We start from the raw sequence: 22,533 nt of genomic DNA, 5'->3' as shown, positions 1-22,533 counted from the left end.
ACCAACATTGCGTTATCATGCCGGGCCCGTAAAAACGCGATGTTGGTTTTTTTGCCATGACGCTTCCGTCCGATCTGCCCGTTGAACTCGCCCATCGTGGTGTGCGCCCGGTCGATCGCCTCGGTTTTACCCTGTTCCTCGCGGCGCTGATTCACCTGGCCTTGCTCCTGGGTGTCGGCTTTACCATGGTCGAGCCCAAGCAGATCAGCAAAACCCTGGAAATCACCCTCGCCACCTTCAAAAGCGAAAAAAAGCCGGAAAAAGCCGACTTCCTTGCCCAGGAAAATCAGCAAGGCAGCGGCACCCTGGATAAAAAGGCCATTCCCAAGACCACCGAGGTCGCGCCGTTCCAGGACAACAAGGTGAAAAAAGTCACACCACCGCCGGCGGCCAAGCCTGAAGTACGGGAAGCCCCGCCCAAGGCAGCGGTGACGACCGTTGCGCCCAAACCGAAAAAAGCTCCGGCCAAAACCGCAGAACCCAAGGCCGACACCAAACCCAAGGTGGCGGCACCGACGTTCGACAGTGAACAGCTTTCCAGCGACATCGCCAGCCTCGAAGCGGAACTGGCCAACGAACAACAGCTGTACGCCAAGCGCCCGCGCATCCACCGCCTGAGCGCTGCCTCGACCATGCGTGACAAGGGCGCCTGGTACAAGGACGAGTGGCGCAAGAAGGTCGAGCGCATCGGCAACCTCAATTACCCGGACGAGGCCCGCCGCAAACAGATTTACGGCAATTTGCGCCTGATGGTCTCGATCAACCGCGACGGCTCGCTCTATGAAGTGTTGGTGCTGGAGTCTTCCGGGCAACCGCTGCTGGACCAGGCAGCGCAGCGCATCGTGCGGCTTGCGGCGCCGTTCTCGCCGTTTACCGGGGACTTGTCGGACATCGACCGGCTGGAAATCATCCGCACCTGGAAGTTTGCCCGCGGCGACAGGCTCTCCAGCAACTGACCAGCGCAGAACCCCTGTAGGAGCGAGCTTGCTCGCGATGGTCCTGAGAACACCGCGGGGTGTCAGGCGTTCAGCGTTATCGTTGACGACCATCGCGAGCAATCGAGCGTCGACCGGCTGCTCCTACAGATTTACGTTATTTCCTGTGCATCCCCGACTTGTCAGCTCGCCCCTCCAACGCCACACTAGCGCTCATGAAGAACGTCAGCCCCAGCTACCTCAAGCATCACTTCCTGATCGCCATGCCTCACATGGCCGACCCGAACTTTGCGCACACCTTGACCTACATCGTCGAGCACACGGCCAATGGTGCCATGGGGCTGGTGGTCAATCGTCCGCAAGACCTGAACCTGGCCGATATCCTCGAGCAACTGCGCCCCGACATCGAACCGCCGGCCCTCTGCCAGCATGTGCCGATCTTCATCGGCGGGCCGGTGCAGACCGATCGCGGCTTTGTCCTGCACCCCTCGGGGAAAACCTTTCAGGCGACCGTTGATCTGGAAGGCGAGCTGTCGCTGTCGACCTCCCAGGACGTGCTATTCGCTATCGCCGACGGCGTCGGCCCCGCGAAAAGCGTGATCACCCTGGGTTACGCCGGTTGGGAACCCGGGCAACTGGAGGCCGAACTGGCCGCCAATGCCTGGCTGACCTGCCCGTTCAATGCCGACATCCTGTTCAATACCAGCAGTGAATTGCGCCTGGAAGCGGCGGCCAAACACCTGGGCGTCAACCTCAGCCTGCTGACCAGCCAGGCGGGACACGCCTGATGGCCCTGCGGTTGATACTGGGTTTCGACTATGGCACCAAACAGATCGGCGTCGCGGTCGGCCAGGTGATTACCGGCCAGGCCCGCGAACTATGCACGCTGAAGGCACAGAACGGCATTCCCGACTGGAATCAGGTCGAAGCGCTGATCAAGGAGTGGAAACCCGATGCCGTGGTGGTCGGCCTGCCATTGAACATGGACGGCACACCGAGCGACATGTGCCTGCGGGCGGAAAAATTCGCCCGACGCCTGAACGGCCGCTACAACCTGCCCTTTTATACCCACGACGAACGCCTGACCACCTTCGAAGCCAAGGGCGAGCGGCGTGATCGTGGCGGGCAAAAGGGCAGTTACCGCGACAACCCGGTCGACGCCATCGCCGCCGCCCTGTTGCTGCAAGGCTGGCTCGACGAAAACACCGCACTGTTCGAATCCTGACCGCAACAGATCCTGACGAGCCGCTGTGCGTCTCTTTTAGCTACAACCCGAGCCCAGACCCAGTGCCTTACCGCAAAAGCCGGGCTCGGGCCGAAGAAGGAGCAAACCATGAGCCTGCCTAATCCCGGCGAACTGATCAGCCAGATGGCGATACGCCTCAAGGACCACCTGGAACACCGTGGCATCGTCGAACCGCGTTACATCGGCATTCGCACCGGCGGCATCTGGGTCGCCCAGGCGTTGCTCGATGAACTGGGCAGCGATTCGCCCTTGGGCACGCTGGACGTTTCCTTCTACCGAGACGACTTCAGCCAGAACGGCCTGCACCCGCAAGTGCGCCCGTCTGCCCTGCCGTTCGAAATCGAAGGCCAGCATCTGGTGCTGATCGACGACGTATTGATGAGTGGCCGAACCATCCGCGCCGCCCTGAACGAACTTTTCGACTACGGCCGCCCGGCCAGCGTGACCTTGGTCTGCCTGCTGGATCTGGACGCCGGCGAGTTGCCGATTCGCCCGGATGTGGTAGGCGCGACCCTGTCGCTGGCCGCCCACGAGCGGGTGAAGCTGTCCGGTCCGGAGCTCAAGCTCGAACTGCAAGATCTCGCCTTTTAATTTGCCCTATTGAGAGTCCCCCTCGCGATGACGCCTCTAGAAACCAAGCGCCCGCTGCAGCTCAATGATCAGGGCCAGCTGCGCCACTTCCTCTCGCTCGACGGTCTGCGCCGCGAGTTGCTGACGGAAATCCTCGACACTGCGGACTCGTTCCTCGAAGTCGGCGCCCGGGCGGTAAAGAAAGTCCCGCTGCTGCGTGGCAAGACCGTGTGCAACGTGTTCTTCGAGAACTCCACCCGCACCCGCACCACCTTCGAACTGGCGGCCCAGCGGCTGTCGGCCGACGTAATCACCCTGAACGTGTCGACATCGTCGGCGAGCAAGGGGGAAACCCTGCTCGATACCCTGCGCAACCTCGAAGCCATGGCCGCCGACATGTTCGTCGTCCGTCATGGCGACTCCGGCGCGGCCCACTTCATTGCCGAGCACGTCTGCCCGCAAGTGGCGATCATCAATGGTGGCGACGGCCGACATGCCCACCCGACCCAGGGCATGCTCGACATGCTCACAATCCGTCGGCACAAGGGCGGCTTCGAAAACCTCTCGGTGGCCATCGTCGGCGATATCCTGCACTCGCGGGTGGCACGCTCGAACATGCTGGCCCTGAAAACCCTCGGTTGCCCGGACATCCGCGTGATCGCGCCGAAAACCCTGCTGCCGATCGGCGTCGAGCAATATGGAGTGAAGGTCTACACCGACATGACCGAAGGCCTGAAAGACGTCGACGTGGTGATCATGCTGCGTCTGCAACGCGAGCGCATGACCGGCGGCCTGCTGCCGAGCGAAGGCGAATTCTACCGCCTGTTCGGCCTGACCACCGCACGCCTGGCCGGCGCCAAACCGGATGCCATCGTCATGCACCCGGGGCCGATCAACCGTGGGGTGGAGATCGAGTCCGCAGTGGCGGACGGCCCGCACTCGGTGATCCTCAACCAAGTGACTTATGGCATCGCCATTCGCATGGCCGTGTTGTCCATGGCCATGAGCGGGCAGACTGCCCAGCGCCAATTCGAGCAGGAGAACGCCCAGTGAAACTCAGCATTCTCGGCGCCCGCGTTATCGATCCAAGCAGCGGCCTGGACCAAGTGACTGATATCCACGTTGAAGCCTGCAAGATCGTCGCCCTTGGCGCCGCACCGGCCGGTTTTGTCGCCGTCGACACCATCGACGCCCACGGCCTGGTGGCCGCGCCGGGCCTGGTTGACCTGAACGTCGCCCTGCGCGAACCGGGCTACAGCCGCAAAGGTTCGATCATCAGTGAAACCCGGGCCGCCGCAGCCGGCGGCGTGACCAGCCTGTGCTGCCCACCGAAGACCAAACCGGTGCTGGACACCTCGGCCGTGGCCGAACTGATCCTCGATCGCGCCCGCGAGGCCGGCAATACCAAGGTGTTCCCGATCGGCGCCCTGAGCAAAGGCCTGGACGGCGAGCAGCTGGCAGAGCTCGTGGCATTGCGCGACGCCGGCTGCGTGGCTTTCGGCAATGGCCTGGAGAGTTTCCGCAATACCCGCACCTTGTGCCGCGCGCTGGAATACGCCGCGACTTTTGACCTGACAGTGATCTTCAACTCTCAGGACCATGACCTGGCCGAAGGTGGCCTGGCCCATGAAGGCCCGACCGCCAGTTTTCTCGGTTTGCCCGGCATTCCGGAAACGGCCGAGACCGTGGCCCTGGCCCGGGACCTGTTGCTGGTCGAGCAAAGCGGCGTGCGCGCGCACTTCAGCCAGCTCACCAGCGCTCGCGGCGTCGCCCTGATCGCCCAGGCCCAGAAACGCGGCTTGCCCGTGACGGCCGACGTCGCGCTGTACCAGCTGATCCTGACCGACGAAGCACTGATCGACTTCAGCAGCCTCTATCACGTCCAGCCGCCGCTGCGCACCCGCGCCGACCGCGATGGCCTGCGTGAAGCGGTGAAGACGGGCGTGATCTCGGCCATTTCCAGCCATCACCAGCCCCATGAGCGCGATGCGAAGCTGGCGCCATTCGGTGCCACCGAACCGGGCATCAGCAGCGTTGAGTTGTTGCTGCCTCTGGCGATGACATTGGTGGAAGACGGTTTGCTGGATCTGCCAACGTTATTGGCGCGCCTCAGCGCCGGACCTGCCGAGGCCTTGCGCCTGCCGGCGGGCAAGCTGGCGGTGGGAGGGGCTGCGGATATTGTGCTGTTTGACCCGGCGGCTTCGACGGTGGCCGGCGAAACCTGGCTGTCCAAGGGTGAAAATTGCCCGTTCATCGGCCACAGCCTGCCGTGTGTGGTGCGTTACACCTTGGTGGATGGGCGCATCACTCACCAGGCTTAAAACCGAGTTGCCTGCATTCGCGAGCAATCCCGCTCCCACAATGGATCTGCAGTGAACACAACGATTGTGTACGCCGCAGATCAAATGTGGGAGCGGGCTTGCTCGCGAAGACTTACTGGAAGGCGCCTCTGTTCTGCGCGTTGCGAATCGACACCTGATCATTCAGCGTCCAGAAGTCATACAGCACCCCCAGAAAGAACAACCCGCCCGTCACCAGGTACAACAACCCACTGATCCATTTGCCTTGATACATCCGGTGTACGCCGAATACCCCAAGAAACGTCAGCAGAATCCAGGCGACGTTGTACTCGATAGGCCCGGAGGTAAATCGCAGGTCCGCTTCACGGTCCATGGACGGGATCAGAAACAGATCGATCAGCCAGCCGATACCCAGCAACCCGAAGGTGAAGAACCAGATCGTCCCGGTCACCGGTTTGCCGTAATAGAAGCGGTGTGCACCGGTAAAACCGAAAATCCACAACAGGTATCCGATCACTTTGCTGTGAGTGTCCTGATGCGGAACGGGGTGTTGATAGGTGTTCATGGAGGACCTCGATTCACACGATAGATAAATATTCTTTAAATCTTTGTGACTTTTTTACAGTTGGCCGACGCATGGCATCCGGCCACGTCATTGTGCGCCAAAGCCTTGTTCCCAAAAGAATTCTTGCCGAGGCCGGCGTCAACTTTTTGCTTGTTTGGTTCCGTTGCGACCCTGCGGAATCGACCAACGGACTTAAAAAAGACAAAAAAGCTGTTATAAAGTTGCGCGTTCACCCATATGAGCCCTGCCTAATGCGTCCATTTTTCAAGACATGGCTAACCATTTGCCTATTATTGCCCCTGGCCGCCCACGCCACCAACCGTGAGCAACGTCTTCCAAACGTTAATGGTTACACCCCTAAATCCCATGTATCTGTTCCTTCGAGCAAGTACAAGAAAGCCGGACCACGGTCCCCTTATCTGAACACCAGCAAGACCAGCAAGAACAAGAGCAGCCTGGTTCCGCCAATGGCGAGCAAGGAAAGCAGCAATGTGCTGAGCCGCGCGGTCAACGTGCTGGGTACTCCGTACCGTTGGGGCGGCAGCAGCCCCAGCAAAGGTTTCGATTGCAGTGGCCTGGTGAAATACGCGTTCAACGACGCCACTTTCGACCTGCCCCGCACTTCGAACGCCATGGCCAGCGGTCATGGCGAGAAAGTCGATCGCAAGGATCTGAAGCCTGGCGACCTGATTTTCTTCAATATCAAGAGCCGCAGGGTCAATCATGTTGCCATCTACCTGGGCAACGATCGTTTTATCCACGCACCACGCCGTGGCAAATCGGTCAGCATCGACACTTTGAACAAACCGTATTGGGAAAAACATTACGTGGTTGCCAAGCGGGTTCTGCCGAAAGAGCAAAACACCCTACAGGTTGTTCAGCGCTGATTGAAGTATCGTGTTCTGATCCAGAACACGCTTCGATCATGATGCCCCCTTCGCGGGCAAGTCGAATCGTCGCACCGCCGCTCCCACAGGGATCTGCAGTGGACACAAAATTTGTGTCCGACCAATCAACTGTGGGAGCGAGCCTGCTCGCGAAGGCGTCTTTGGAAGCGCCACAAATCCTCAAAGACTATCCGGCGACCGCGCTTTTTCTCTCGCATGCTCCCGGCTGATCAAGCCCTTGTTCAACAGATCCTTTAAACACATATCCAGCGTCTGCATCCCGATCGATCCCCCGGTCTGAATCGACGAGTACATCTGCGCCACCTTGTCTTCGCGGATCAGGTTACGAATCGCCGAAGTGCCCAGCATGATTTCGTGGGCCGCTATCCGCCCGCCACCGATCTTTTTCACCAAGGCCTGGGAAATCACCGCCAGCAGTGATTCCGACAGCATCGAACGTACCATCGACTTCTCATCCCCCGGAAATACATCCACGATCCTGTCGACGGTTTTTGCCGCTGACGTGGTGTGCAGCGTGCCAAACACCAGGTGACCGGTCTCGGCGGCCGTCAGCGCGAGACGGATGGTCTCCAGGTCGCGCATCTCCCCCACCAGGATCACGTCCGGATCTTCCCGCAACGCCGAGCGCAGGGCCGTGGCGAAACTGCGGGTATCACGATGGACTTCGCGCTGGTTGATCAGGCATTTTCGCGATTCGTGAACGAATTCGATCGGGTCCTCGACGGTAAGAATGTGATGGTGGCGATGGCTGTTCAGGTAATCGATCATCGCCGCCAGGGTGGTGGACTTGCCGGAACCGGTCGGACCGGTCACCAGCACCAGGCCGCGGGAAGATTCTGTAATTTTGCGAAACACTTCCCCCATCCCCAGGTCTTCCATGCTCAGCACCTTGGACGGGATAGTCCGAAACACTGCGCCAGCACCGCGGTTCTGATTGAACACATTGACCCGAAAACGTGCCACACCCGGCACTTCGAAGGAAAAGTCGACCTCCAGGTGTTTTTCAAACTCCACCCGCTGGACATCGTTCATGACGTCATAGATCAACTCATGGACCTGCTTGGCGTCCAGCGCCGGCAGATTGATCCGCCGCACATCGCCATCGACCCGAATCATCGGAGGCAGGCCAGCAGACAGGTGCAGGTCGGATGCGCCCTGTTTGGAGCTGAAGGCCAGCAGTTCAGTGATATCCATAGCGCTCCTCAATTCCAGTAGAATGCCGCGACCCTCAGACCCGCTGGCGCCTTTTGAATGTCCACGATAGCAGACAACGTCACACAGGTTAGTTCACGCATCCACGCCGCGGCCGTCGCCGTCCATCGTGATGAACACAGTGTCCAGCTGTTGGCTGTGAGTAAAACCAAGCCTGCCGAAGCGGTGCGCGAAGCCTATGCCGCCGGGATCCGCGACTTTGGGGAAAATTACCTGCAGGAAGCCTTGGGCAAACAACTCGAATTGGCCGACCTGCCCTTGATCTGGCACTTCATCGGCCCCATTCAATCGAACAAGACTCGCGCTATCGCCGAGCACTTCGCCTGGGTGCACTCCGTGGATCGTTTGAAAATCGCACAACGCCTGTCCGAACAACGTCCCGCCGATTTACCCCCACTGAACATCTGCATCCAGGTCAACGTCAGCGGTGAAGCGAGTAAATCCGGCTGCACCCCGGCCGATTTGCCCGCCCTGGCCAATGCCATCAGTCAATTGCCTCGCCTCAAGTTGCGCGGGTTGATGGCGATTCCCGAGCCGACTGAAGATCGCGCCGCCCAGGACGCTGCTTTTGCTGCCGTGAAAAACCTGCAAGCCGGCCTCAATCTACCGCTCGACACACTTTCCATGGGCATGAGCCACGACCTTGAGTCGGCCGTCGCCATGGGCGCCACCTGGGTCCGTATCGGTACGGCCCTGTTCGGTGCCCGTGACTACAGCCAGCCCTGAACGTGGCTGACACTTCTTTTCTATAAGGACCTGACATGAGCAAGACTCGAATTGCCTTCATCGGTGCCGGCAACATGGCCGCCAGCCTGATCGGCGGCCTGCGCGCCAAGGGTCTGGACGCTGCGCAGATCCGCGCCAGCGATCCGGGCGCCGACACCCGCGCTCGTGTGAACGCCGAGCACGGCATCGAAGTATTCGCCGACAACGCCCAAGCCATTCAAGACGCCGATGTGGTCGTGCTGGCAGTCAAACCCCAGGCGATGAAAGCCGTCTGCGAGGCCATCCGCCCAAGCCTGCAACCGAATCAATTGGTGGTCTCGATCGCGGCGGGCATTACCTGCGCCAGCATGAACAACTGGCTCGGCGCCCAGCCGATCGTGCGCTGCATGCCCAATACCCCGGCGCTGCTGCGTCAGGGCGTGAGCGGCTTGTTTGCCACCGCGCAAGTCACCGCCGAACAACGTCAGCAGGCCCAAGAGCTGTTGTCGGCCGTCGGCATCGCCCTGTGGCTGGACGAAGAACAGCAACTGGACGCGGTAACGGCCGTTTCCGGCTCGGGCCCCGCGTACTTTTTCCTGCTGATCGAAGCCATGACCGCCGCTGGTGTGAAACTCGGCCTGCCGGCGGACATCGCCGCGCAACTGACCGTGCAAACCGCCTTGGGCGCCGCGCACATGGCAGTCGCCAGCGATGTCGACGCCGCCGAACTGCGTCGTCGCGTGACGTCCCCTGCGGGCACCACGGAAGCGGCCATCAAGTCGTTCCAGGCCGGGGGCTTCGAAGCCCTGGTAGAACAAGCACTCGGCGCCGCTGCGCACCGCTCGGCCGAGATGGCCGAACAATTGGGTCAATAAGGAGCCTTACATGATTGGATTGAACACTGCAGCGGTCTACGTGCTGCAAACCCTTGGCAGCCTGTACCTGCTGATCGTGCTGCTGCGCTTCGTGCTGCAACTGGTCCGCGCGAACTTCTACAACCCGCTCTGTCAATTCGCGGTGAAAGCCACCCAGCCGCTGCTCAAGCCGCTGCGCCGGATCATCCCGAGCATGTTCGGCCTGGACATGTCCTCGCTGGTGCTGGCGATCCTCGTGCAACTGGCGCTGATGGCCCTGACCCTGCTGCTGACCTACGGCACCATCGGCAACCCCCTGCAATTGCTGATCTGGTCGCTGATCGGCGTGACCGCGCTGTTCCTGAAGATTTTCTTCTTCGCGCTGATCATCAGCGTGATCCTGTCGTGGGTCGCGCCGGGCAGCCATAACCCTGGCGCCGAGTTGGTGAACCAGATCTGCGAGCCGGCCCTGGCGCCGTTCCGCAAGATCGTGCCGAACCTTGGCGGCCTGGATATCTCGCCGATCCTGGCATTCCTGGTGCTCAAGCTGATCGACATGCTGGTGATCAATAACCTTGCCGCCTTGACGATGATGCCGGAGATTCTGCGCCTGCTGATGTAACCCTGCACGGCAAGCTGACCGCGTGATCGTTCATCGCGGGCAAGCCACGCTCCCACATTGGAATGCGTACCCCTGTGGGAGCGGGCTTGCTCGCGAAGGGCGCACCTCGGTCTGACTGAATGAAATCAGGCCCGGCCTTTGCTTGCCGCTAACCCCACCGGTCTTTAGACTTACGCCTCATTTCAACGAGAGCAGGGTCGATGCCAGCTGCCTTCCCCCCCGATTCTGTTGGTCTGGTGACGCCGCAAGTGGCGCACTTCAGCGAACCCCTGGCCTTGGCCTGCGGCCGTTCGCTCCCGGCCTATGACCTGATATACGAGACATACGGTACGCTGAACGCCACGGCGAGCAACGCCGTGCTGATCTGCCACGCCTTGTCCGGCCACCATCATGCCGCCGGCTTCCACAGCCCCGACGACCGCAAACCCGGTTGGTGGGACAGCTGCATCGGCCCCGGCAAACCGATCGACACCAACACGTTCTTCGTGGTCAGCCTGAACAACCTAGGCGGCTGCAACGGCTCCACCGGCCCGAGCAGCATCAACCCGGAGACCGGCAAGCCGTTCGGTGCCGACTTCCCCGTCCTGACCGTGGAAGACTGGGTGCACAGCCAGGCACGCCTGTCCGACCTGCTCGGCATCAGCCAGTGGGCCGCCGTGATTGGCGGCAGCCTCGGCGGCATGCAGGCCTTGCAGTGGACGATCACCTATCCGGACCGCGTGCGGCACTGCCTGGCCATCGCCTCGGCACCCAAGCTGTCGGCGCAGAACATCGCATTCAACGAAGTGGCGCGCCAGGCGATCCTGACCGACCCGGAATTTCACGGCGGCTCGTTCCAGGAAGCGGGCGTAATCCCCAAGCGCGGGTTGATGCTGGCGCGGATGGTCGGGCACATCACCTACCTGTCCGACGATTCCATGGGCGAGAAATTCGGCCGCGGCCTGAAGAGCGAAAAGCTCAACTACGACTTTCACAGCGTCGAGTTCCAGGTCGAAAGCTACCTGCGCTACCAGGGTGAAGAGTTTTCCGGGCGTTTCGACGCCAACACGTACCTGCTGATGACCAAGGCGCTGGACTATTTCGATCCGGCAGCGAATTTCGACGATGACCTGGCGAAAACCTTCGCCGGCGCCACCGCCAGGTTCTGCGTGATGTCGTTCACCACCGACTGGCGCTTCTCGCCTGCCCGTTCGCGGGAGTTGGTGGACGCACTGATGGCCGCCAAAAAAGACGTCTGCTACCTGGAAATCGACGCTCCGCAAGGCCATGACGCCTTCCTGATCCCGATCCCACGCTATTTGCAGGCGTTCGGCAACTACATGAAACGCATATCGCTTTGAGGAAGACATGAGAGCCGATCTGGACATCATCCAGGAATGGATCCCCGCCGGCAGCCGCGTGCTCGACCTCGGCTGCGGTAACGGTGAATTGCTGACCTGGCTGCGGGACAACAAGCAAGTGACCGGTTATGGCCTGGAAAACGACCCGGACAACATCGCCGAATGCGTGGCCAAGGGCATCAACGTCATCGAACAGGACCTGGACAAGGGCCTCGGCAACTTCGCCAGCAACAGCTTCGACGTCGTGGTCATGACCCAGGCGCTGCAAGCGGTACATTACCCGGACAGGATCCTCGAGGAAATGCTGCGCGTCGGTCGCCAATGCATCATCACGTTCCCCAACTTCGGTCACTGGCGCTGCCGCTGGTACCTGGCGAGCAAGGGCCGGATGCCGGTGTCCGACTTTCTGCCCTACACCTGGTACAACACGCCGAACATCCACTTTTGCACCTTCGCCGACTTTGAAGCCTTGTGTCGCGAACGTGAGGCCAGGGTCATTGATCGGTTGGCCGTGGATCAACAGCATCGGCACGGGTGGGCCAGTAAGCTATGGCCTAATCTGTTAGGTGAGATCGGTATTTACCGCGTCAGCAGCCCGGGGCTTGCGGACCACAAGGTCGCGGTCTGAATCACCACACTTCGAGGAGAATGATCATGGGTCGTCTAGCGCTGTTCTTACTTACTGCCTGCCTGAGCGTCACGGCCATGGCCGCCGACGTCATCAAGGGCGAACGTCAGGAAACCTTTGGCGACGTGACAGTGCATTACAACACGTTCAATTCCACCTTCCTGACACCCGATATCGCCAAAGCGGCCGGGCTGACACGAAGCAAGAACCAGGGTGTGATCAACGTTTCCGTGCTCAAGGATGGCAAGCCTCTGACCGCCGAAGTCAACGGCACGGTCAAAGACCTCACCAGCCAAAGTGTCTCATTGAAATTCAAACAGATCACCGAACAGGGCGCTGTCTACTACATCGCGCAATATCCGGTCGATCAGCAGGAAACCCGCACCTTCCAGATCAACGTGAAGAGCGGTGACAAAACCAACACCATCAATTTCAACCAAGAGCTTTTCCCCGGCGAATGATCAATTTCACGCAACTCGTACTGGCCAGCCATAACGCCGGCAAACTCAAGGAACTCCAGGCCATGCTCGGCGAATCGGTGCAGTTGCGCTCGATCGGCGAATTCAGCAGCGTCGAACCTGAAGAAACCGGCCTGTCGTTCGTCGAAAACGCCATTCTCAAGGCGCGCAATGCCGCGCGCATCTCCGGGCTGCCGGCACTGGCCGACGATTCCGGGCTGGCGGTGGATTTTCTTTGCGGTGCCCCAGGCATCTACTCGGCCCGCTATGCCGACGGCCAGGGCGATGCGGCGAACAACGCCAAACTGCTGGATGCCTTGAAAGACGTGCCTGAAACCGAGCGCGGCGCGCAGTTCGTCTGCGTGCTGGCGTTGGTACGTCATGCGGACGATCCGTTGCCGATCCTCTGCGAAGGCCTGTGGCACGGCCGCATACTCGCCAAGGCCAGCGGCGAGCACGGTTTCGGCTATGACCCACTGTTCTGGGTGCCGGAGCGCGATTGCTCCAGCGCCGAACTGAGTCCGAGCGAAAAGAACCTCATCAGCCACCGCGCCCGTGCAATGGATCTGCTGCGCCAGCGTCTGGGCTTGAAATGACCCTCGAATCGTCCGCGTCGCCGCTGATTTTCGGTGGCGCCGCGCAATCGCCACGGGCTGCACTCCCCACGCTGCCGCCCCTGGCGCTGTACATCCACATCCCGTGGTGTGTGCGCAAGTGCCCTTATTGCGACTTCAACTCCCACACCGCCGCACCGGTGCTGCCGGAAGAAGAGTATGTGGACGCCTTGCTGGCCGACCTCGATCAGGACCTGCACGCGGTTTATGGCCGTGAACTGAGCTCGATCTTCTTCGGTGGCGGCACGCCTAGCCTGTTCAGCGCCGAGGCATTGGGCCGCTTGCTCAAAGGCGTCGAGCAACGCATTGCGTTTGCCAGCGACATCGAAATCACCCTGGAAGCCAATCCCGGGACGTTCGAGCAGGAAAAATTCGTCGCCTACCGAAAGCTGGGGATCAATCGCCTGTCGATTGGTATCCAGAGCTTTCAGGAAGAGAAACTCAAGGCGCTGGGGCGGATTCACAACGGCGATGAAGCCGTGCGTGCCGCCGGCATGGCCCGGCAGGCTGGCTTCGACAACTTCAACCTGGACCTGATGCACGGGTTGCCCGATCAGTCCCTGGACGACGCCCTGGACGACCTGCGCCAAGCCATCGCCCTGAAGCCGACCCACTTGTCCTGGTATCAGCTGACGCTGGAGCCGAACACGGTGTTCTGGAACCAGCCACCGACACTGCCGGAAGACGATACCTTGTGGGACATCCAGGAAGCCGGTCAGGCCCTGCTGGCCGAGCACGGTTACGCGCAATACGAAGTCTCGGCCTATGCCCAACCCGGTCGCGCAGCGCGGCATAACCTCAATTACTGGAGTTTCGGCGACTTCATCGGCATCGGCGCCGGTGCCCACGGCAAGCTCAGTCATCCGGACGGACGCATCGTGCGCACCTGGAAGACGCGCCTGCCGAAGGACTACCTCAACCCGGCCAAAAGCTTCCAGGCGGGGGAGAAAACCCTGACCAACGAAGAGTTGCCGTTCGAGTTCCTGATGAACGCCTTGCGCCTCACCGAAGGCGTCGAGTCGCGCTTGTATCCGCAACGCACCGGGTTGACCCTGGAAAGCTTCGCCGAAGGCCGCCGCGAGGCCGAACAAAGTGGCTTGTTGCAGGTCGAACCGTCACGTCTGGCGGCCACGATGCGCGGGCAACTGTTTCTCAATGACTTGCTGCAGAAATTTCTGACATAAGGAAATCGAATGGACTTGGTACTCGACCTGCTCGCCACGGCGTCCCGCTGGAGTCGCAGCAATCTCTCGGAAATCGCCCTGGCCCTGGTAGGCTGCCTGCTGGTGCTGTTTGGCGCGGATATCAAAGGCTGGGTCGAACAACGCCTGGGCAGCATCGCCGGCGCCTTGCGCGTGCCGCTGATGGCCCTGGTGTGCATGGTCGGCAGCGGCGTGGCGCTGATCTACGCCACGCCGTGGATCATCAAGGGGCTGAGCCAGTTCAACAACTACAGCCTGGCGCCGGTATTGCTGGTGGTGCTGGTGCTGATCGGCGTGGTCGCAGACCGCCGCTGATTTTAGACACGCAAAAAAACCTGTAGGAGCCGGCTTGCTGGCGATGGGTGTCAGTCAATATTGATGTGTCTGACACTCCATCGCCAGCAAGCCGGCTCCTACAGGTGTGTGGCGTAGGGCTCAGGACTGTTTTTCGAACTTGAGATCCCACACGCCATGCCCAAGCCGTTCGCCACGGCGTTCGAACTTGGTGATCGGGCGCTCGGTCGGGCGCGGGACGCACTTGCCGTCTTCGGCCAGGTTGCGATAACCCGGCGCGACATTCATCACTTCCAGCATGTATTCGGCATAGGGCTCCCAATCGGTAGCCATGTGCAGCACCCCGCCGACCTTCAACTTGCTGCGCACCAGCTCAGCGAACGACGCCTGAACGATACGACGCTTGTGGTGGCGGCTCTTGTGCCACGGGTCGGGGAAGAACAGCATCAGGCGATCGAGGCTGTTGTCGGCCACGCAACGGTTGAGCACTTCGATCGCATCGCAATCGTAGACCCGCAGATTGGTCAGCCCCTGGGTCAGCACGCCATTGAGCAGCGCGCCAACCCCCGGACGGTGCACTTCCACGCCAATGAAATCCTGTTCCGGCGAGGCGGCGGCCATTTCCAGCAGTGAATGGCCCATGCCGAAACCGATCTCCAGCGAGCGCGGTGCCGAACGGCCGAATACCTGATCGAAGTCCACCGGCGCATCGGCCAATGGCAGCACGAACAGCGGCGTGCCCTGGTCCAGACCGCGCTGCTGGCCTTCGGTCATGCGCCCGGCGCGCATCACAAAACTCTTGATGCGGCGGTGTTGGCGCTCTTCGCCTTCTTCCGTCTGGATAGGCGTTTCGTTCGATTCAGTCATCAATGGCTCTTACTTGATCAGACCATCCAGCGGCGAGGAGGCGCTGGCATAGAGTTTTTTCGGCATGCGCCCGGCGAGGTAGGCCAGGCGGCCCGCGACGATCGCGTGTTTCATGGCTTCAGCCATCATGATCGGCTGCTGGGCATGGGCGATGGCCGAGTTCATCAGCACCGCCTCGCAGCCCAGTTCCATGGCAATGGTGGCGTCGGAAGCGGTACCGACACCGGCGTCCACCAGCACCGGAATCTTGGCTTCTTCGAGGATGATCTGCAGGTTGTACGGGTTGCAGATCCCCAGGCCCGTGCCGATCAGACCGGCCAGCGGCATCACCGCGATAACGCCGATTTCCGCCAGTTGGCGGGCGATGATCGGATCATCGCTGGTGTAGACCATCACGTCGAAACCTTCCTTGACCAGCACTTCGGCGGCCTTGAGGGTTTCGATCACGTTGGGGAACAGGGTTTTCTGGTCCGCCAGCACTTCCAGCTTCACCAGGTTGTGGCCACCGAGCAGCTCACGGGCCAGGCGACAGGTGCGCACAGCCTCGGTAGCGTCGAAGCAACCGGCGGTGTTCGGCAGGAAGGTGTAGCGCTCCGGCGACAGGACTTCGAGCAGGTTCGGTTCGCCCGGATTCTGGCCGAGGTTGGTGCGGCGCACGGCGAAGGTGACGATCTCGGCACCCGAGGCCTCGATGGCCAGGCGGGTTTCTTCCATGTCGCGGTACTTGCCGGTGCCTACCAGCAAACGCGACTGGTAGGTACGACCGGCCAGGACGAAGGGCTTGTCGCTACGAACGATGCTCATGGGAAATCCTCTGTAGGGGTGAGGTTCTTGCAGAATTCTGTGCCCTTTGGTGCCGGACGACTAGCCGCCGCCGATGGCGTGAACCACTTCGACCGAATCGCCGTCGTTCAGCGTGGTTTCAGCGTGTTGGCTGCGCGGGACGATATCCAGATTGAGTTCGACCGCCACCCGGCGCCCGGTCAGCTCCAGACGGGTCAGCAAGGCCGCAACGGTTTCGCCGTCGGGCAGTTCAAGGGATTCGCCGTTCAATTGAATGCGCATACCGAATGGCCGCCATCATTTTTAGGGGCTGGCATTCTAGCCCGATCAGTCTTGGCGACCCAAGCCATTCGTCTTGAAATACACCCCCTGTAGGAGCGAGCTTGCTCGCGAAAAACGTCAGAGCAACACGTTTTATCAATAAGCACGCGTTATCGTTGACGTCCATCGCGAGCAAGCTCGCTCCTACAGGTGATCACGCCAGCCGCCAGGCGGCGAGGCCCAGGCAGAACCAGCCGACCAGGAATGCCAGGCCGCCAAAGGGCGTGATGATGCCGAGCTTGCTGATGCCGGTCATGGTCAACAGGTACAAGCTACCGGAAAACAGCACAATGCCGATGGCAAAGGACGCTCCGGCCCAAGTGATCAAGCGACCGGGGATCTGCGTGGCCAGCAGCGCCACACCCAGCAATGCCAGGGTGTGCACCAGCTGGTAGGTGACGCCGGTATGGAAGATCGCCAGGTACTCTGGCGTCAGACGGCTTTTCAAGCCATGAGCGGCGAACGCGCCAAGGGCAACGCCGGTGAAGCCGAAGAAAGCGGCCAGCATCAGAAAGCCACGCAGCATGAAGAACTCCAGTCAGACTCGATCCACAGGGTCTGTATAATGGCCCGCTCGACGGGTTCGGCCAAGCCATCTCTATGCTGCGTATATTTTTGCGACGATTCACGAAGGCCCTGCTCTGGTTCGCGGGGGGCAGTGTACTGCTGGTCTTGATTTTCCGCGTGGTGCCGCCGCCAGGGACCACGCTGATGGTCGAGCGCAAGATCGAATCCTGGATCGACGGCGAGCCAATTGACCTGCAACGCACATGGAAGCCCTGGGATGAAATCTCCGACGACCTGAAAGTCGCGGTGATTGCGGGCGAGGATCAGAAATTCCCGGAGCATTGGGGTTTTGACTTTGGCGCGATTCAGAAGGCCCTGGCCCATAACGAGCTCGGCGGCACTGTCCGGGGGGCCAGCACCCTGAGCCAGCAAGTCTCGAAAAACCTGTTCCTGTGGTCTGGCCGCAGCTGGTTGCGCAAAGGTCTGGAAGCCTGGTTCACCGGACTGATCGAGGTGCTTTGGCCCAAGCAGCGGATTCTTGAGGTGTACCTCAACAGCGTCGAATGGGATGAAGGGGTATTCGGCGCCGAAGCGGCGGCCAGGCATCACTTTGGCGTAAGCGCCAAGGGTCTGAGCCGACAGCAATCGAGCTTGCTGGCGGCCGTACTGCCAAACCCGCGCGTGTGGAGTGCCAGCCATCCGACCAACTACGTAGCTCGGCGGGCGGGGTGGATTCGGCAGCAGATGAGTCAGCTGGGTGGCGACAGTTATCTGGTGGGCATCAACGATTCACGCCGAGCGCCTTGGTCTCAATAACCGATCGCTATCTCCCGAACACCAAAAATCCCCTGTGGGAGCGAGCCTGCTCGCGAAGGCGTCCGGTCAGTCACAATATAAGCTGAATGACCGACCGCTTTCGCGAGCAGGCTCGCTCCCACAGGGGGCAGAGGCAATTCGGGAAAACTGGGCACAAACAAAAACGCCCCGATCAATGATCGGGGCGTTTTTATATTGCCGTTCGCCGGTTACGCGGCGATCGACAACTTGAGCTTGTTCATCGCGCTCTTCTCGAGCTGACGAATACGCTCGGCCGACACGTTGTACTTCTGCGCCAGGTCGTGCAGCGTGGCTTTTTCTTCGGCCAGCCAGCGCTGGTAGAGGATGTCACGGCTGCGGTCATCCAGCACTTCCAGCGCTTCGTGCAGGTTGTGGTTGGAGTTGTCGCTCCAGTCGGCGTCTTCCAGTTGACGGGCCGGGTCGTACCGGTGGTCTTCCAGATAATTGGCCGGCGACTGGAATGCACTGTCGTCGTCCGCTTCCGCGGCCGGGTCGAAGGCCATGTCATGGCCGGTCAGGCGACTTTCCATCTCGCGCACTTCCCGCGGCTCTACGCCGAGGCTTTCCGCCACACGGTGGACTTCCTCGTTGTTCAGCCACGCCAGGCGTTTTTTCTGGCTGCGCAGGTTGAAGAACAGCTTGCGCTGGGCCTTGGTGGTCGCGACTTTCACGATGCGCCAGTTGCGCAGGATGAACTCGTGGATTTCCGCCTTGATCCAGTGCACCGCAAAAGACACCAGGCGCACGCCCATTTCCGGGTTGAAACGCTTCACGGCCTTCATCAGGCCGACGTTGCCTTCCTGGATCAGGTCAGCCTGAGCCAGACCGTAGCCGGAATAGCTACGGGCGATATGTACGACAAAACGCAGGTGGGCGAGCACCATCTGCCGAGCCGCCCCCAAATCCTGCTCATAATAGAGACTCTCGGCCAGTTCGCGCTCCTGCTCCGGCGTCAGCAATGGAATGCTGTTCACCGTGTGCACATAGGCCTCCAGGTTCGCACCCGGGACCAGAGCATATGCAGGTTGCAAAGAATTGGTCATACGAAAAAACCTCCGACTTACATAACTCGTGCAGTTCAGCACTGCGAAAATTGACCGGAAACCGAAAGACAAGTTCCCATAAACGCTGAAAGGTCAATACGAGCAAAATGATATTACTTTGGCGCAAGCTCCCTCAGGTGGCGTGCGACTGCAATCCATGCACCGATATACCCCAACAGCACCGCGCCAAGCAAGAGTGACAGACCATCGGCAACCGGTACGCCAGCCAGTGCGAAATCACTGCCGTATAACCCGGCCAGCCCGACTACCGCATCGTTCAGCCAGTCCAGGCCGAACGCCAGCACGCCCCATGAAAAAATCCCCGCACCAAAGCCATAAAGCGCCCCCATATACAGAAAGGGTCGGCGCACATAGCTGTCAGTGCCGCCCACGAGTTTAATCACTTCTATCTCTGTGCGGCGGTTTTCAATATGAAGACGAATGGTATTGCCTATCACCAAAAGTAATGCAGAAACCAGAAGCACGGTCAGACCGAAGACAAAACGGTCACCCAGCTTGAGGATCGCCGCCAAACGCTCGACCCAGACTAAATCAAGTTGCGCCTGTTGTACCTTCGGCAACTCGGAAAGTTTTTGTCTCAATGCTTCAAGGGCAGGCTTGTCGACTTCGTCAGGGGTCACCAGCACCACGCCTGGTAGCGGGTTGTCCGGCAATTCCTTGAGCGCCTCGCCCAGGCCGGACTGCTGTTGGAACTCTTCCAGCGCCTGGTCGCGGCCGACATATTCGGCCTCCGCGACACCAGGCATGCCTTTGATCTGCTCACGCAACGCCTCGCCCTCGGTCGGACTGGCGTCGATTTGCAGATAAAGGGAAATCTGCGCCGCACGCTGCCAGGAACCGCCGAGGCGCTCGACATTGCCTAGCAAAAGTGACAGGCCCATGGGCAGACTGAGGGCAACCGCCATCACCATGCAGGTGAAAAAACTGCCGACGGGTTGTTTGCCCAGGCGACGCAAGCTATCCAGCAGGCTGGCACGATGGCTTTCGATCCAGGCGCGTAACAGCGTGGCAAAATCCGGACCGTCGTCATCGTCGCGTTTTTTCTTCTGCGGTTGCGGGTCGGCACCCTTGGGCGCTACGCGTTCGGAAACCTTGGGGCTGCGTGTCGCACTCATACGGCGGCCTCCCCGTCGCCGATCAATCGGCCACGTTGCAGGGTCAGCATGCGATGCCGCATGCGAGCGATCAACGCCAGGTCGTGACTGGCGATCAGTACGCTGGTGCCCAGGCGGTTGATGTCTTCGAAGACGCCCATGATTTCGGCTGCCAGGCGCGGGTCAAGGTTACCGGTTGGTTCGTCCGCCAGCAGCAAGGCCGGGCGGTGGACGATGGCACGGGCGATGCCGACGCGCTGTTGCTGTCCGGTAGAAAGATCGCCCGGGTACAGATCGGTCTTGTCCGACAGCGCCACGCGCTCCAGGGCCGAGTCCACGCGCTTGACGATCTCGGCCTTGGACAGGCCGAGAATCTGCAGCGGCAACGCGACGTTATTGAACACCGTGCGATCAAACAACAGCTGGTGGTTCTGGAACACCACGCCGATCTGCCGACGCAGGAAAGGTATCTGCGCGTTGCTGATGGTGGCCAGGTCTTGCCCGGCCAGCAGCAATTTGCCAGTGGTCGGACGTTCCATGGCCAATAGCAGCCGCAACAAGGTGCTTTTACCTGCACCGGAATGGCCGGTGACAAACAGGAATTCGCCCCGACGGACTCGAAAGCTCAGCTCATGCAAGCCGACGTGACCGTTCGGGTAGCGTTTACCGACCTGTTCGAAACGAATCATGAACGCTCCCGTTCGGCAAACAGTGCCTGGACAAAGGGTTCTGCTTCAAAAGTACGCAAATCATCGATGCCTTCGCCGACGCCGATGTAGCGGATCGGCAGGCCGAATTGCTTGGCCAGGGCGAAAATCACCCCGCCCTTGGCGGTCCCGTCGAGTTTGGTCAATGCCAGGCCCGTCAGTTCGACGGTCTGATTGAACTGCTTGGCCTGGTTGATGGCGTTCTGGCCGGTGCCGGCATCCAGTACCAGCAACACTTCGTGTGGCGCGTCGGCATCGAGCTTGCCGATTACCCGGCGCACTTTCTTCAGCTCTTCCATCAGGTTGTCTTTGGTGTGCAGGCGACCGGCGGTGTCGGCAATCAGGACGTCGATGCCACGGGCCTTGGCGGCCTGCACGGCGTCGAAGATAACCGATGCCGAGTCGGCGCCGGTGTGCTGGGCAATCACCGGGATCTTGTTGCGCTCGCCCCAGACCTGCAATTGCTCGACCGCTGCGGCGCGGAACGTGTCGCCAGCCGCGAGCATGACTTTCTTGCCTTCGAGCTGCAGCTTCTTCGCCAGCTTGCCGATGGTAGTGGTCTTGCCGGCACCGTTGACGCCCACCACCAGAATCACGAAAGGCTTGTTCTGCGAGGTGATCTTCAGCGGCTGCTCGACAGGTTTGAGCATTGCCGCGAGTTCAGCCTGCAAGGATTTGTAGAGCGCGTTCGCATCCGCCAGCTCTTTGCGTGCAACCTTCTGGGTCAGGCGCTGGATGATCACCGAAGTGGCTTCGACGCCCACATCGGCGGTCAGCAAGCGGGTCTCGATGTCTTCTAGCAGCTCGTCATCGATGATCTTCTTGCCCAGGAACAGGCTGGCCATGCCTTCGCCGATGCTGGCGCTGGTCTTGGACAAACCTTGCTTGAGGCGGGCGAAGAAACCGGCTTTGGTTTCTTCGGTACGCACAGGCTCTGCGGGAGCTTCGACGGGCACGACAGGTGCCGCGGCAACGGGAACGGGGGCTGGAGCAATCGGGGCAGCAACAGGGACGGGTGCTGGAGCAACCGGAGGTGCAACAGGAATCGGGGCAGGAACAACCGGCGAAGCAACGGGAACAGGAGCTGGAGCAACCGGAGCAATAAATGCTGGAGCCACGGGTGCCGGGATCACTGGAACAGGCTCGGCCACCACCACTGGCGCGACAGCGGGCGCCACCACCGGTGGCTGAACCGGCTCGGGAGCAAAGGCCGTCGGTGCCGGAATCGGCGGCGCCATGTGCGGCGCCAACTCATCTTCGACCAAGGCCACCGGCTCTTCCGCCACAGGCAATGTCAGCCAAGGCTCGGCAGCGGGGGTCAGCGGCAACGGGGGCACGGTGTCGGCCGCAACACGGGGCTCGGGCTGGGTAACCGGTTGCAGCACCGGCTCGGCGATCGGCAAGACCGTCGGCGCGGGCTTTTCGTCGATTAACGGCGCAGCGGTTGGCTCAGGGAGTGGCTGTGGCTGTTCGACGACGGGTTCCTGCGGCTTTTTGCGCAGCCATCCGAACAGGCTTTTCTTCTCGCCAGCCGCAGCTGGGGCTTTCTTGTCGTCGTTGGAACCAAACATGGAGGACGGCTATCTCACAGTAGCGACGCGCCAACGGGCGCCTCGGCAAATGAATATTCGATGCTGAACAGACTGCGATTGATCCAGCTTGTTCACGCGCAACATTTTATCTGGGTGCAAACGGCACCTTACAAAATCGATTTCACGAAGGACTGAAGCGGCAAAGTCGGCGAAAAAGCAAAGTCTAGTTGATAAACCACAGCCTTTTGCCGCAAACCCATACAACCTGATCAAACGCAAAGGCCTGATAGGCGTGGCCGCAAGTAAAACGGATCAGTATCCTAGCACCCTCTCGCCCGCTGACGCTAAGAACAAGCGGGCAGCCCCAA

At 60.6% G+C, this 22,533-nt stretch carries 27 protein-coding genes; 17 read left to right on the top strand and 10 right to left on the bottom strand.

Annotation, left to right across the window (positions count from 1 at the left end; all coding sequences use genetic code 11):
• Positions 1 to 56 precede the first annotated feature (56 nt).
• The 6 genes from J2W17_RS26300 to J2W17_RS26275 all read left to right on the top strand — a co-directional run bounded on the left by J2W17_RS26300 (position 57) and on the right by J2W17_RS26275 (position 5,072).
• Positions 57 to 956 carry an energy transducer TonB gene (locus J2W17_RS26300; protein WP_307341612.1) on the top strand — a complete coding sequence of 300 codons (900 nt, stop codon included), beginning with the start codon at positions 57 to 59 and terminating at the stop codon, positions 954 to 956.
• 194 nt (positions 957 to 1,150) lie between these two features.
• Entirely contained in the window at positions 1,151 to 1,723 is a 573-nt protein-coding gene (locus J2W17_RS26295; RefSeq protein ID WP_307341610.1) for a YqgE/AlgH family protein, read from the top strand.
• Complete coding sequence (ruvX, locus tag J2W17_RS26290; RefSeq protein WP_005792259.1) at positions 1,723 to 2,160, top strand: Holliday junction resolvase RuvX; 438 nt, start codon at positions 1,723 to 1,725, stop codon at positions 2,158 to 2,160. The genes J2W17_RS26295 and ruvX overlap by 1 nt, the downstream gene beginning before the upstream one ends.
• A 108-nt stretch (positions 2,161 to 2,268) precedes the next feature.
• Positions 2,269 to 2,772: a bifunctional pyr operon transcriptional regulator/uracil phosphoribosyltransferase PyrR gene (gene pyrR, locus J2W17_RS26285; protein ID WP_064680248.1), complete on the top strand. Its 504-nt coding sequence runs from the start codon at positions 2,269 to 2,271 to the stop codon at positions 2,770 to 2,772.
• 27 nt (positions 2,773 to 2,799) lie between these two features.
• Positions 2,800 to 3,804 carry an aspartate carbamoyltransferase catalytic subunit gene (locus J2W17_RS26280; protein ID WP_064680249.1) on the top strand — a complete coding sequence of 335 codons (1,005 nt, stop codon included), beginning with the start codon at positions 2,800 to 2,802 and terminating at the stop codon, positions 3,802 to 3,804.
• Complete coding sequence (locus J2W17_RS26275) at positions 3,801 to 5,072, top strand: dihydroorotase (protein WP_307341604.1); 1,272 nt, start codon at positions 3,801 to 3,803, stop codon at positions 5,070 to 5,072. Before J2W17_RS26280 ends, J2W17_RS26275 begins: the two co-directional genes overlap by 4 nt.
• 112 nt (positions 5,073 to 5,184) lie before the next feature.
• Here J2W17_RS26275 and J2W17_RS26270 read toward each other — a convergent pair whose 3' ends face one another.
• Positions 5,185 to 5,616 carry an NINE protein gene (locus J2W17_RS26270; protein WP_307341601.1) on the bottom strand — a complete coding sequence of 144 codons (432 nt, stop codon included), beginning with the start codon at positions 5,614 to 5,616 and terminating at the stop codon, positions 5,185 to 5,187.
• Between the two features lie 251 nt (positions 5,617 to 5,867).
• Between J2W17_RS26270 and J2W17_RS26265 the strand changes: the two genes are divergently transcribed.
• Positions 5,868 to 6,503: a C40 family peptidase gene (locus J2W17_RS26265; protein ID WP_307341788.1), complete on the top strand. Its 636-nt coding sequence runs from the start codon at positions 5,868 to 5,870 to the stop codon at positions 6,501 to 6,503.
• A gap of 180 nt (positions 6,504 to 6,683) precedes the next feature.
• Here the strand turns inward: J2W17_RS26265 and J2W17_RS26260 are convergent, their stop codons facing one another.
• Complete coding sequence (locus J2W17_RS26260; protein ID WP_307341598.1) at positions 6,684 to 7,718, bottom strand: type IV pilus twitching motility protein PilT; 1,035 nt, start codon at positions 7,716 to 7,718, stop codon at positions 6,684 to 6,686.
• Positions 7,719 to 7,775: 57 nt separating this feature from the next.
• On the opposite strand from J2W17_RS26260, the gene J2W17_RS26255 reads away from it, so the two are divergent.
• The 9 genes from J2W17_RS26255 to J2W17_RS26215 all read left to right on the top strand — a co-directional run bounded on the left by J2W17_RS26255 (position 7,776) and on the right by J2W17_RS26215 (position 14,474).
• Positions 7,776 to 8,462: a YggS family pyridoxal phosphate-dependent enzyme gene (locus tag J2W17_RS26255; RefSeq protein WP_307341596.1), complete on the top strand. Its 687-nt coding sequence runs from the start codon at positions 7,776 to 7,778 to the stop codon at positions 8,460 to 8,462.
• 35 nt (positions 8,463 to 8,497) lie between these two features.
• The gene (gene proC, locus J2W17_RS26250; protein ID WP_307341593.1) at positions 8,498 to 9,316 is read left to right on the top strand and encodes a pyrroline-5-carboxylate reductase; all 819 of its coding nucleotides are present in this window, start codon (positions 8,498 to 8,500) and stop codon (positions 9,314 to 9,316) included.
• A 10-nt stretch (positions 9,317 to 9,326) separates the two neighbouring features.
• Entirely contained in the window at positions 9,327 to 9,917 is a 591-nt protein-coding gene (locus J2W17_RS26245; RefSeq protein ID WP_307341590.1) for a YggT family protein, read from the top strand.
• 200 nt (positions 9,918 to 10,117) lie between these two features.
• Complete coding sequence (gene metX, locus J2W17_RS26240; RefSeq protein WP_307341587.1) at positions 10,118 to 11,257, top strand: homoserine O-succinyltransferase MetX; 1,140 nt, start codon at positions 10,118 to 10,120, stop codon at positions 11,255 to 11,257.
• A 7-nt stretch (positions 11,258 to 11,264) separates the two neighbouring features.
• Positions 11,265 to 11,885 carry a methionine biosynthesis protein MetW gene (metW, locus tag J2W17_RS26235; RefSeq protein WP_307341584.1) on the top strand — a complete coding sequence of 207 codons (621 nt, stop codon included), beginning with the start codon at positions 11,265 to 11,267 and terminating at the stop codon, positions 11,883 to 11,885.
• 26 nt (positions 11,886 to 11,911) lie between these two features.
• Entirely contained in the window at positions 11,912 to 12,346 is a 435-nt protein-coding gene (locus J2W17_RS26230) for a DUF4426 domain-containing protein (protein WP_307341581.1), read from the top strand.
• A complete protein-coding gene (gene rdgB / locus J2W17_RS26225; RefSeq protein WP_307341578.1) occupies positions 12,343 to 12,939 on the top strand; it encodes an RdgB/HAM1 family non-canonical purine NTP pyrophosphatase in 597 nt (198 codons plus the stop codon). Before J2W17_RS26230 ends, rdgB begins: the two co-directional genes overlap by 4 nt.
• Positions 12,936 to 14,141, top strand: a complete 1,206-nt coding sequence (gene hemW / locus J2W17_RS26220) for a radical SAM family heme chaperone HemW (protein ID WP_307341573.1) — start codon at positions 12,936 to 12,938, stop codon at positions 14,139 to 14,141. Before rdgB ends, hemW begins: the two co-directional genes overlap by 4 nt.
• A gap of 9 nt (positions 14,142 to 14,150) precedes the next feature.
• The gene (locus J2W17_RS26215; protein ID WP_307341570.1) at positions 14,151 to 14,474 is read left to right on the top strand and encodes a DUF3392 domain-containing protein; all 324 of its coding nucleotides are present in this window, start codon (positions 14,151 to 14,153) and stop codon (positions 14,472 to 14,474) included.
• Between the two features lie 120 nt (positions 14,475 to 14,594).
• Here J2W17_RS26215 and trmB read toward each other — a convergent pair whose 3' ends face one another.
• The 4 genes from trmB to J2W17_RS26195 form a co-directional block, all read right to left on the bottom strand.
• Positions 14,595 to 15,320, bottom strand: coding sequence for a tRNA (guanosine(46)-N7)-methyltransferase TrmB (gene trmB / locus J2W17_RS26210; RefSeq protein ID WP_307341566.1), 726 nt, complete (start codon positions 15,318 to 15,320; stop codon positions 14,595 to 14,597).
• Between the two features lie 9 nt (positions 15,321 to 15,329).
• A complete protein-coding gene (locus J2W17_RS26205) occupies positions 15,330 to 16,124 on the bottom strand; it encodes a thiazole synthase (RefSeq protein ID WP_218395306.1) in 795 nt (264 codons plus the stop codon).
• A gap of 60 nt (positions 16,125 to 16,184) precedes the next feature.
• Complete coding sequence (gene thiS, locus J2W17_RS26200) at positions 16,185 to 16,385, bottom strand: sulfur carrier protein ThiS (RefSeq protein WP_007897898.1); 201 nt, start codon at positions 16,383 to 16,385, stop codon at positions 16,185 to 16,187.
• Between the two features lie 193 nt (positions 16,386 to 16,578).
• Positions 16,579 to 16,950 (bottom strand): DUF423 domain-containing protein, encoded by a 372-nt coding sequence (locus tag J2W17_RS26195; protein WP_307341562.1) that lies wholly within the window; start codon positions 16,948 to 16,950, stop codon positions 16,579 to 16,581.
• 74 nt (positions 16,951 to 17,024) lie between these two features.
• On the opposite strand from J2W17_RS26195, the gene mtgA reads away from it, so the two are divergent.
• A complete protein-coding gene (mtgA, locus tag J2W17_RS26190) occupies positions 17,025 to 17,747 on the top strand; it encodes a monofunctional biosynthetic peptidoglycan transglycosylase (protein WP_307341558.1) in 723 nt (240 codons plus the stop codon).
• Positions 17,748 to 17,956: 209 nt separating this feature from the next.
• Here the strand turns inward: mtgA and rpoH are convergent, their stop codons facing one another.
• From rpoH to ftsY, 4 genes are all read right to left on the bottom strand, one after another.
• Entirely contained in the window at positions 17,957 to 18,811 is an 855-nt protein-coding gene (rpoH, locus tag J2W17_RS26185) for an RNA polymerase sigma factor RpoH (RefSeq protein ID WP_007897890.1), read from the bottom strand.
• A gap of 113 nt (positions 18,812 to 18,924) precedes the next feature.
• Positions 18,925 to 19,947: a permease-like cell division protein FtsX gene (ftsX, locus tag J2W17_RS26180; protein WP_307341555.1), complete on the bottom strand. Its 1,023-nt coding sequence runs from the start codon at positions 19,945 to 19,947 to the stop codon at positions 18,925 to 18,927.
• Positions 19,944 to 20,615, bottom strand: a complete 672-nt coding sequence (gene ftsE, locus J2W17_RS26175; RefSeq protein WP_064680267.1) for a cell division ATP-binding protein FtsE — start codon at positions 20,613 to 20,615, stop codon at positions 19,944 to 19,946. Before ftsE ends, ftsX begins: the two co-directional genes overlap by 4 nt.
• The gene (gene ftsY / locus J2W17_RS26170) at positions 20,612 to 22,204 is read right to left on the bottom strand and encodes a signal recognition particle-docking protein FtsY (RefSeq protein ID WP_307341550.1); all 1,593 of its coding nucleotides are present in this window, start codon (positions 22,202 to 22,204) and stop codon (positions 20,612 to 20,614) included. Before ftsY ends, ftsE begins: the two co-directional genes overlap by 4 nt.
• Between the last annotated feature and the right edge of the window lie 329 nt (positions 22,205 to 22,533).

The sequence above is a fragment of the Pseudomonas lini genome (assembly GCF_030812475.1).
GTDB classification, from domain to species: domain Bacteria; phylum Pseudomonadota; class Gammaproteobacteria; order Pseudomonadales; family Pseudomonadaceae; genus Aquipseudomonas; species Aquipseudomonas lini_A.
This window is presented reverse-complemented; position numbering and strand designations above follow the sequence as displayed.

Bases quoted from the DNA above. Each gene is read 5' to 3' on its own strand.
- J2W17_RS26300 (WP_307341612.1), top strand. From the start codon at position 57: ATGACGCTTCCGTCCGATCTGCCCGTTGAACTCGCCCATCGTGGTGTG.
- proC (WP_307341593.1), top strand. From the start codon at position 8,498: ATGAGCAAGACTCGAATTGCCTTCATCGGTGCCGGCAACATGGCCGCC.
- J2W17_RS26255 (WP_307341596.1), top strand. From the start codon at position 7,776: ATGTCCACGATAGCAGACAACGTCACACAGGTTAGTTCACGCATCCAC.
- J2W17_RS26270 (WP_307341601.1), bottom strand. From the start codon at position 5,616: ATGAACACCTATCAACACCCCGTTCCGCATCAGGACACTCACAGCAAA.
- metX (WP_307341587.1), top strand. From the start codon at position 10,118: ATGCCAGCTGCCTTCCCCCCCGATTCTGTTGGTCTGGTGACGCCGCAA.
- ftsE (WP_064680267.1), bottom strand. From the start codon at position 20,615: ATGATTCGTTTCGAACAGGTCGGTAAACGCTACCCGAACGGTCACGTC.
- ftsX (WP_307341555.1), bottom strand. From the start codon at position 19,947: ATGAGTGCGACACGCAGCCCCAAGGTTTCCGAACGCGTAGCGCCCAAG.
- J2W17_RS26260 (WP_307341598.1), bottom strand. From the start codon at position 7,718: ATGGATATCACTGAACTGCTGGCCTTCAGCTCCAAACAGGGCGCATCC.
- mtgA (WP_307341558.1), top strand. From the start codon at position 17,025: ATGCTGCGTATATTTTTGCGACGATTCACGAAGGCCCTGCTCTGGTTC.
- J2W17_RS26295 (WP_307341610.1), top strand. From the start codon at position 1,151: ATGAAGAACGTCAGCCCCAGCTACCTCAAGCATCACTTCCTGATCGCC.
- J2W17_RS26205 (WP_218395306.1), bottom strand. From the start codon at position 16,124: ATGAGCATCGTTCGTAGCGACAAGCCCTTCGTCCTGGCCGGTCGTACC.
- hemW (WP_307341573.1), top strand. From the start codon at position 12,936: ATGACCCTCGAATCGTCCGCGTCGCCGCTGATTTTCGGTGGCGCCGCG.
- thiS (WP_007897898.1), bottom strand. From the start codon at position 16,385: ATGCGCATTCAATTGAACGGCGAATCCCTTGAACTGCCCGACGGCGAA.
- J2W17_RS26215 (WP_307341570.1), top strand. From the start codon at position 14,151: ATGGACTTGGTACTCGACCTGCTCGCCACGGCGTCCCGCTGGAGTCGC.
- ruvX (WP_005792259.1), top strand. From the start codon at position 1,723: ATGGCCCTGCGGTTGATACTGGGTTTCGACTATGGCACCAAACAGATC.
- J2W17_RS26230 (WP_307341581.1), top strand. From the start codon at position 11,912: ATGGGTCGTCTAGCGCTGTTCTTACTTACTGCCTGCCTGAGCGTCACG.
- J2W17_RS26265 (WP_307341788.1), top strand. From the start codon at position 5,868: ATGCGTCCATTTTTCAAGACATGGCTAACCATTTGCCTATTATTGCCC.
- J2W17_RS26280 (WP_064680249.1), top strand. From the start codon at position 2,800: ATGACGCCTCTAGAAACCAAGCGCCCGCTGCAGCTCAATGATCAGGGC.
- ftsY (WP_307341550.1), bottom strand. From the start codon at position 22,204: ATGTTTGGTTCCAACGACGACAAGAAAGCCCCAGCTGCGGCTGGCGAG.
- pyrR (WP_064680248.1), top strand. From the start codon at position 2,269: ATGAGCCTGCCTAATCCCGGCGAACTGATCAGCCAGATGGCGATACGC.
- rdgB (WP_307341578.1), top strand. From the start codon at position 12,343: ATGATCAATTTCACGCAACTCGTACTGGCCAGCCATAACGCCGGCAAA.
- trmB (WP_307341566.1), bottom strand. From the start codon at position 15,320: ATGACTGAATCGAACGAAACGCCTATCCAGACGGAAGAAGGCGAAGAG.
- J2W17_RS26195 (WP_307341562.1), bottom strand. From the start codon at position 16,950: ATGCTGCGTGGCTTTCTGATGCTGGCCGCTTTCTTCGGCTTCACCGGC.
- metW (WP_307341584.1), top strand. From the start codon at position 11,265: ATGAGAGCCGATCTGGACATCATCCAGGAATGGATCCCCGCCGGCAGC.
- J2W17_RS26245 (WP_307341590.1), top strand. From the start codon at position 9,327: ATGATTGGATTGAACACTGCAGCGGTCTACGTGCTGCAAACCCTTGGC.
- rpoH (WP_007897890.1), bottom strand. From the start codon at position 18,811: ATGACCAATTCTTTGCAACCTGCATATGCTCTGGTCCCGGGTGCGAAC.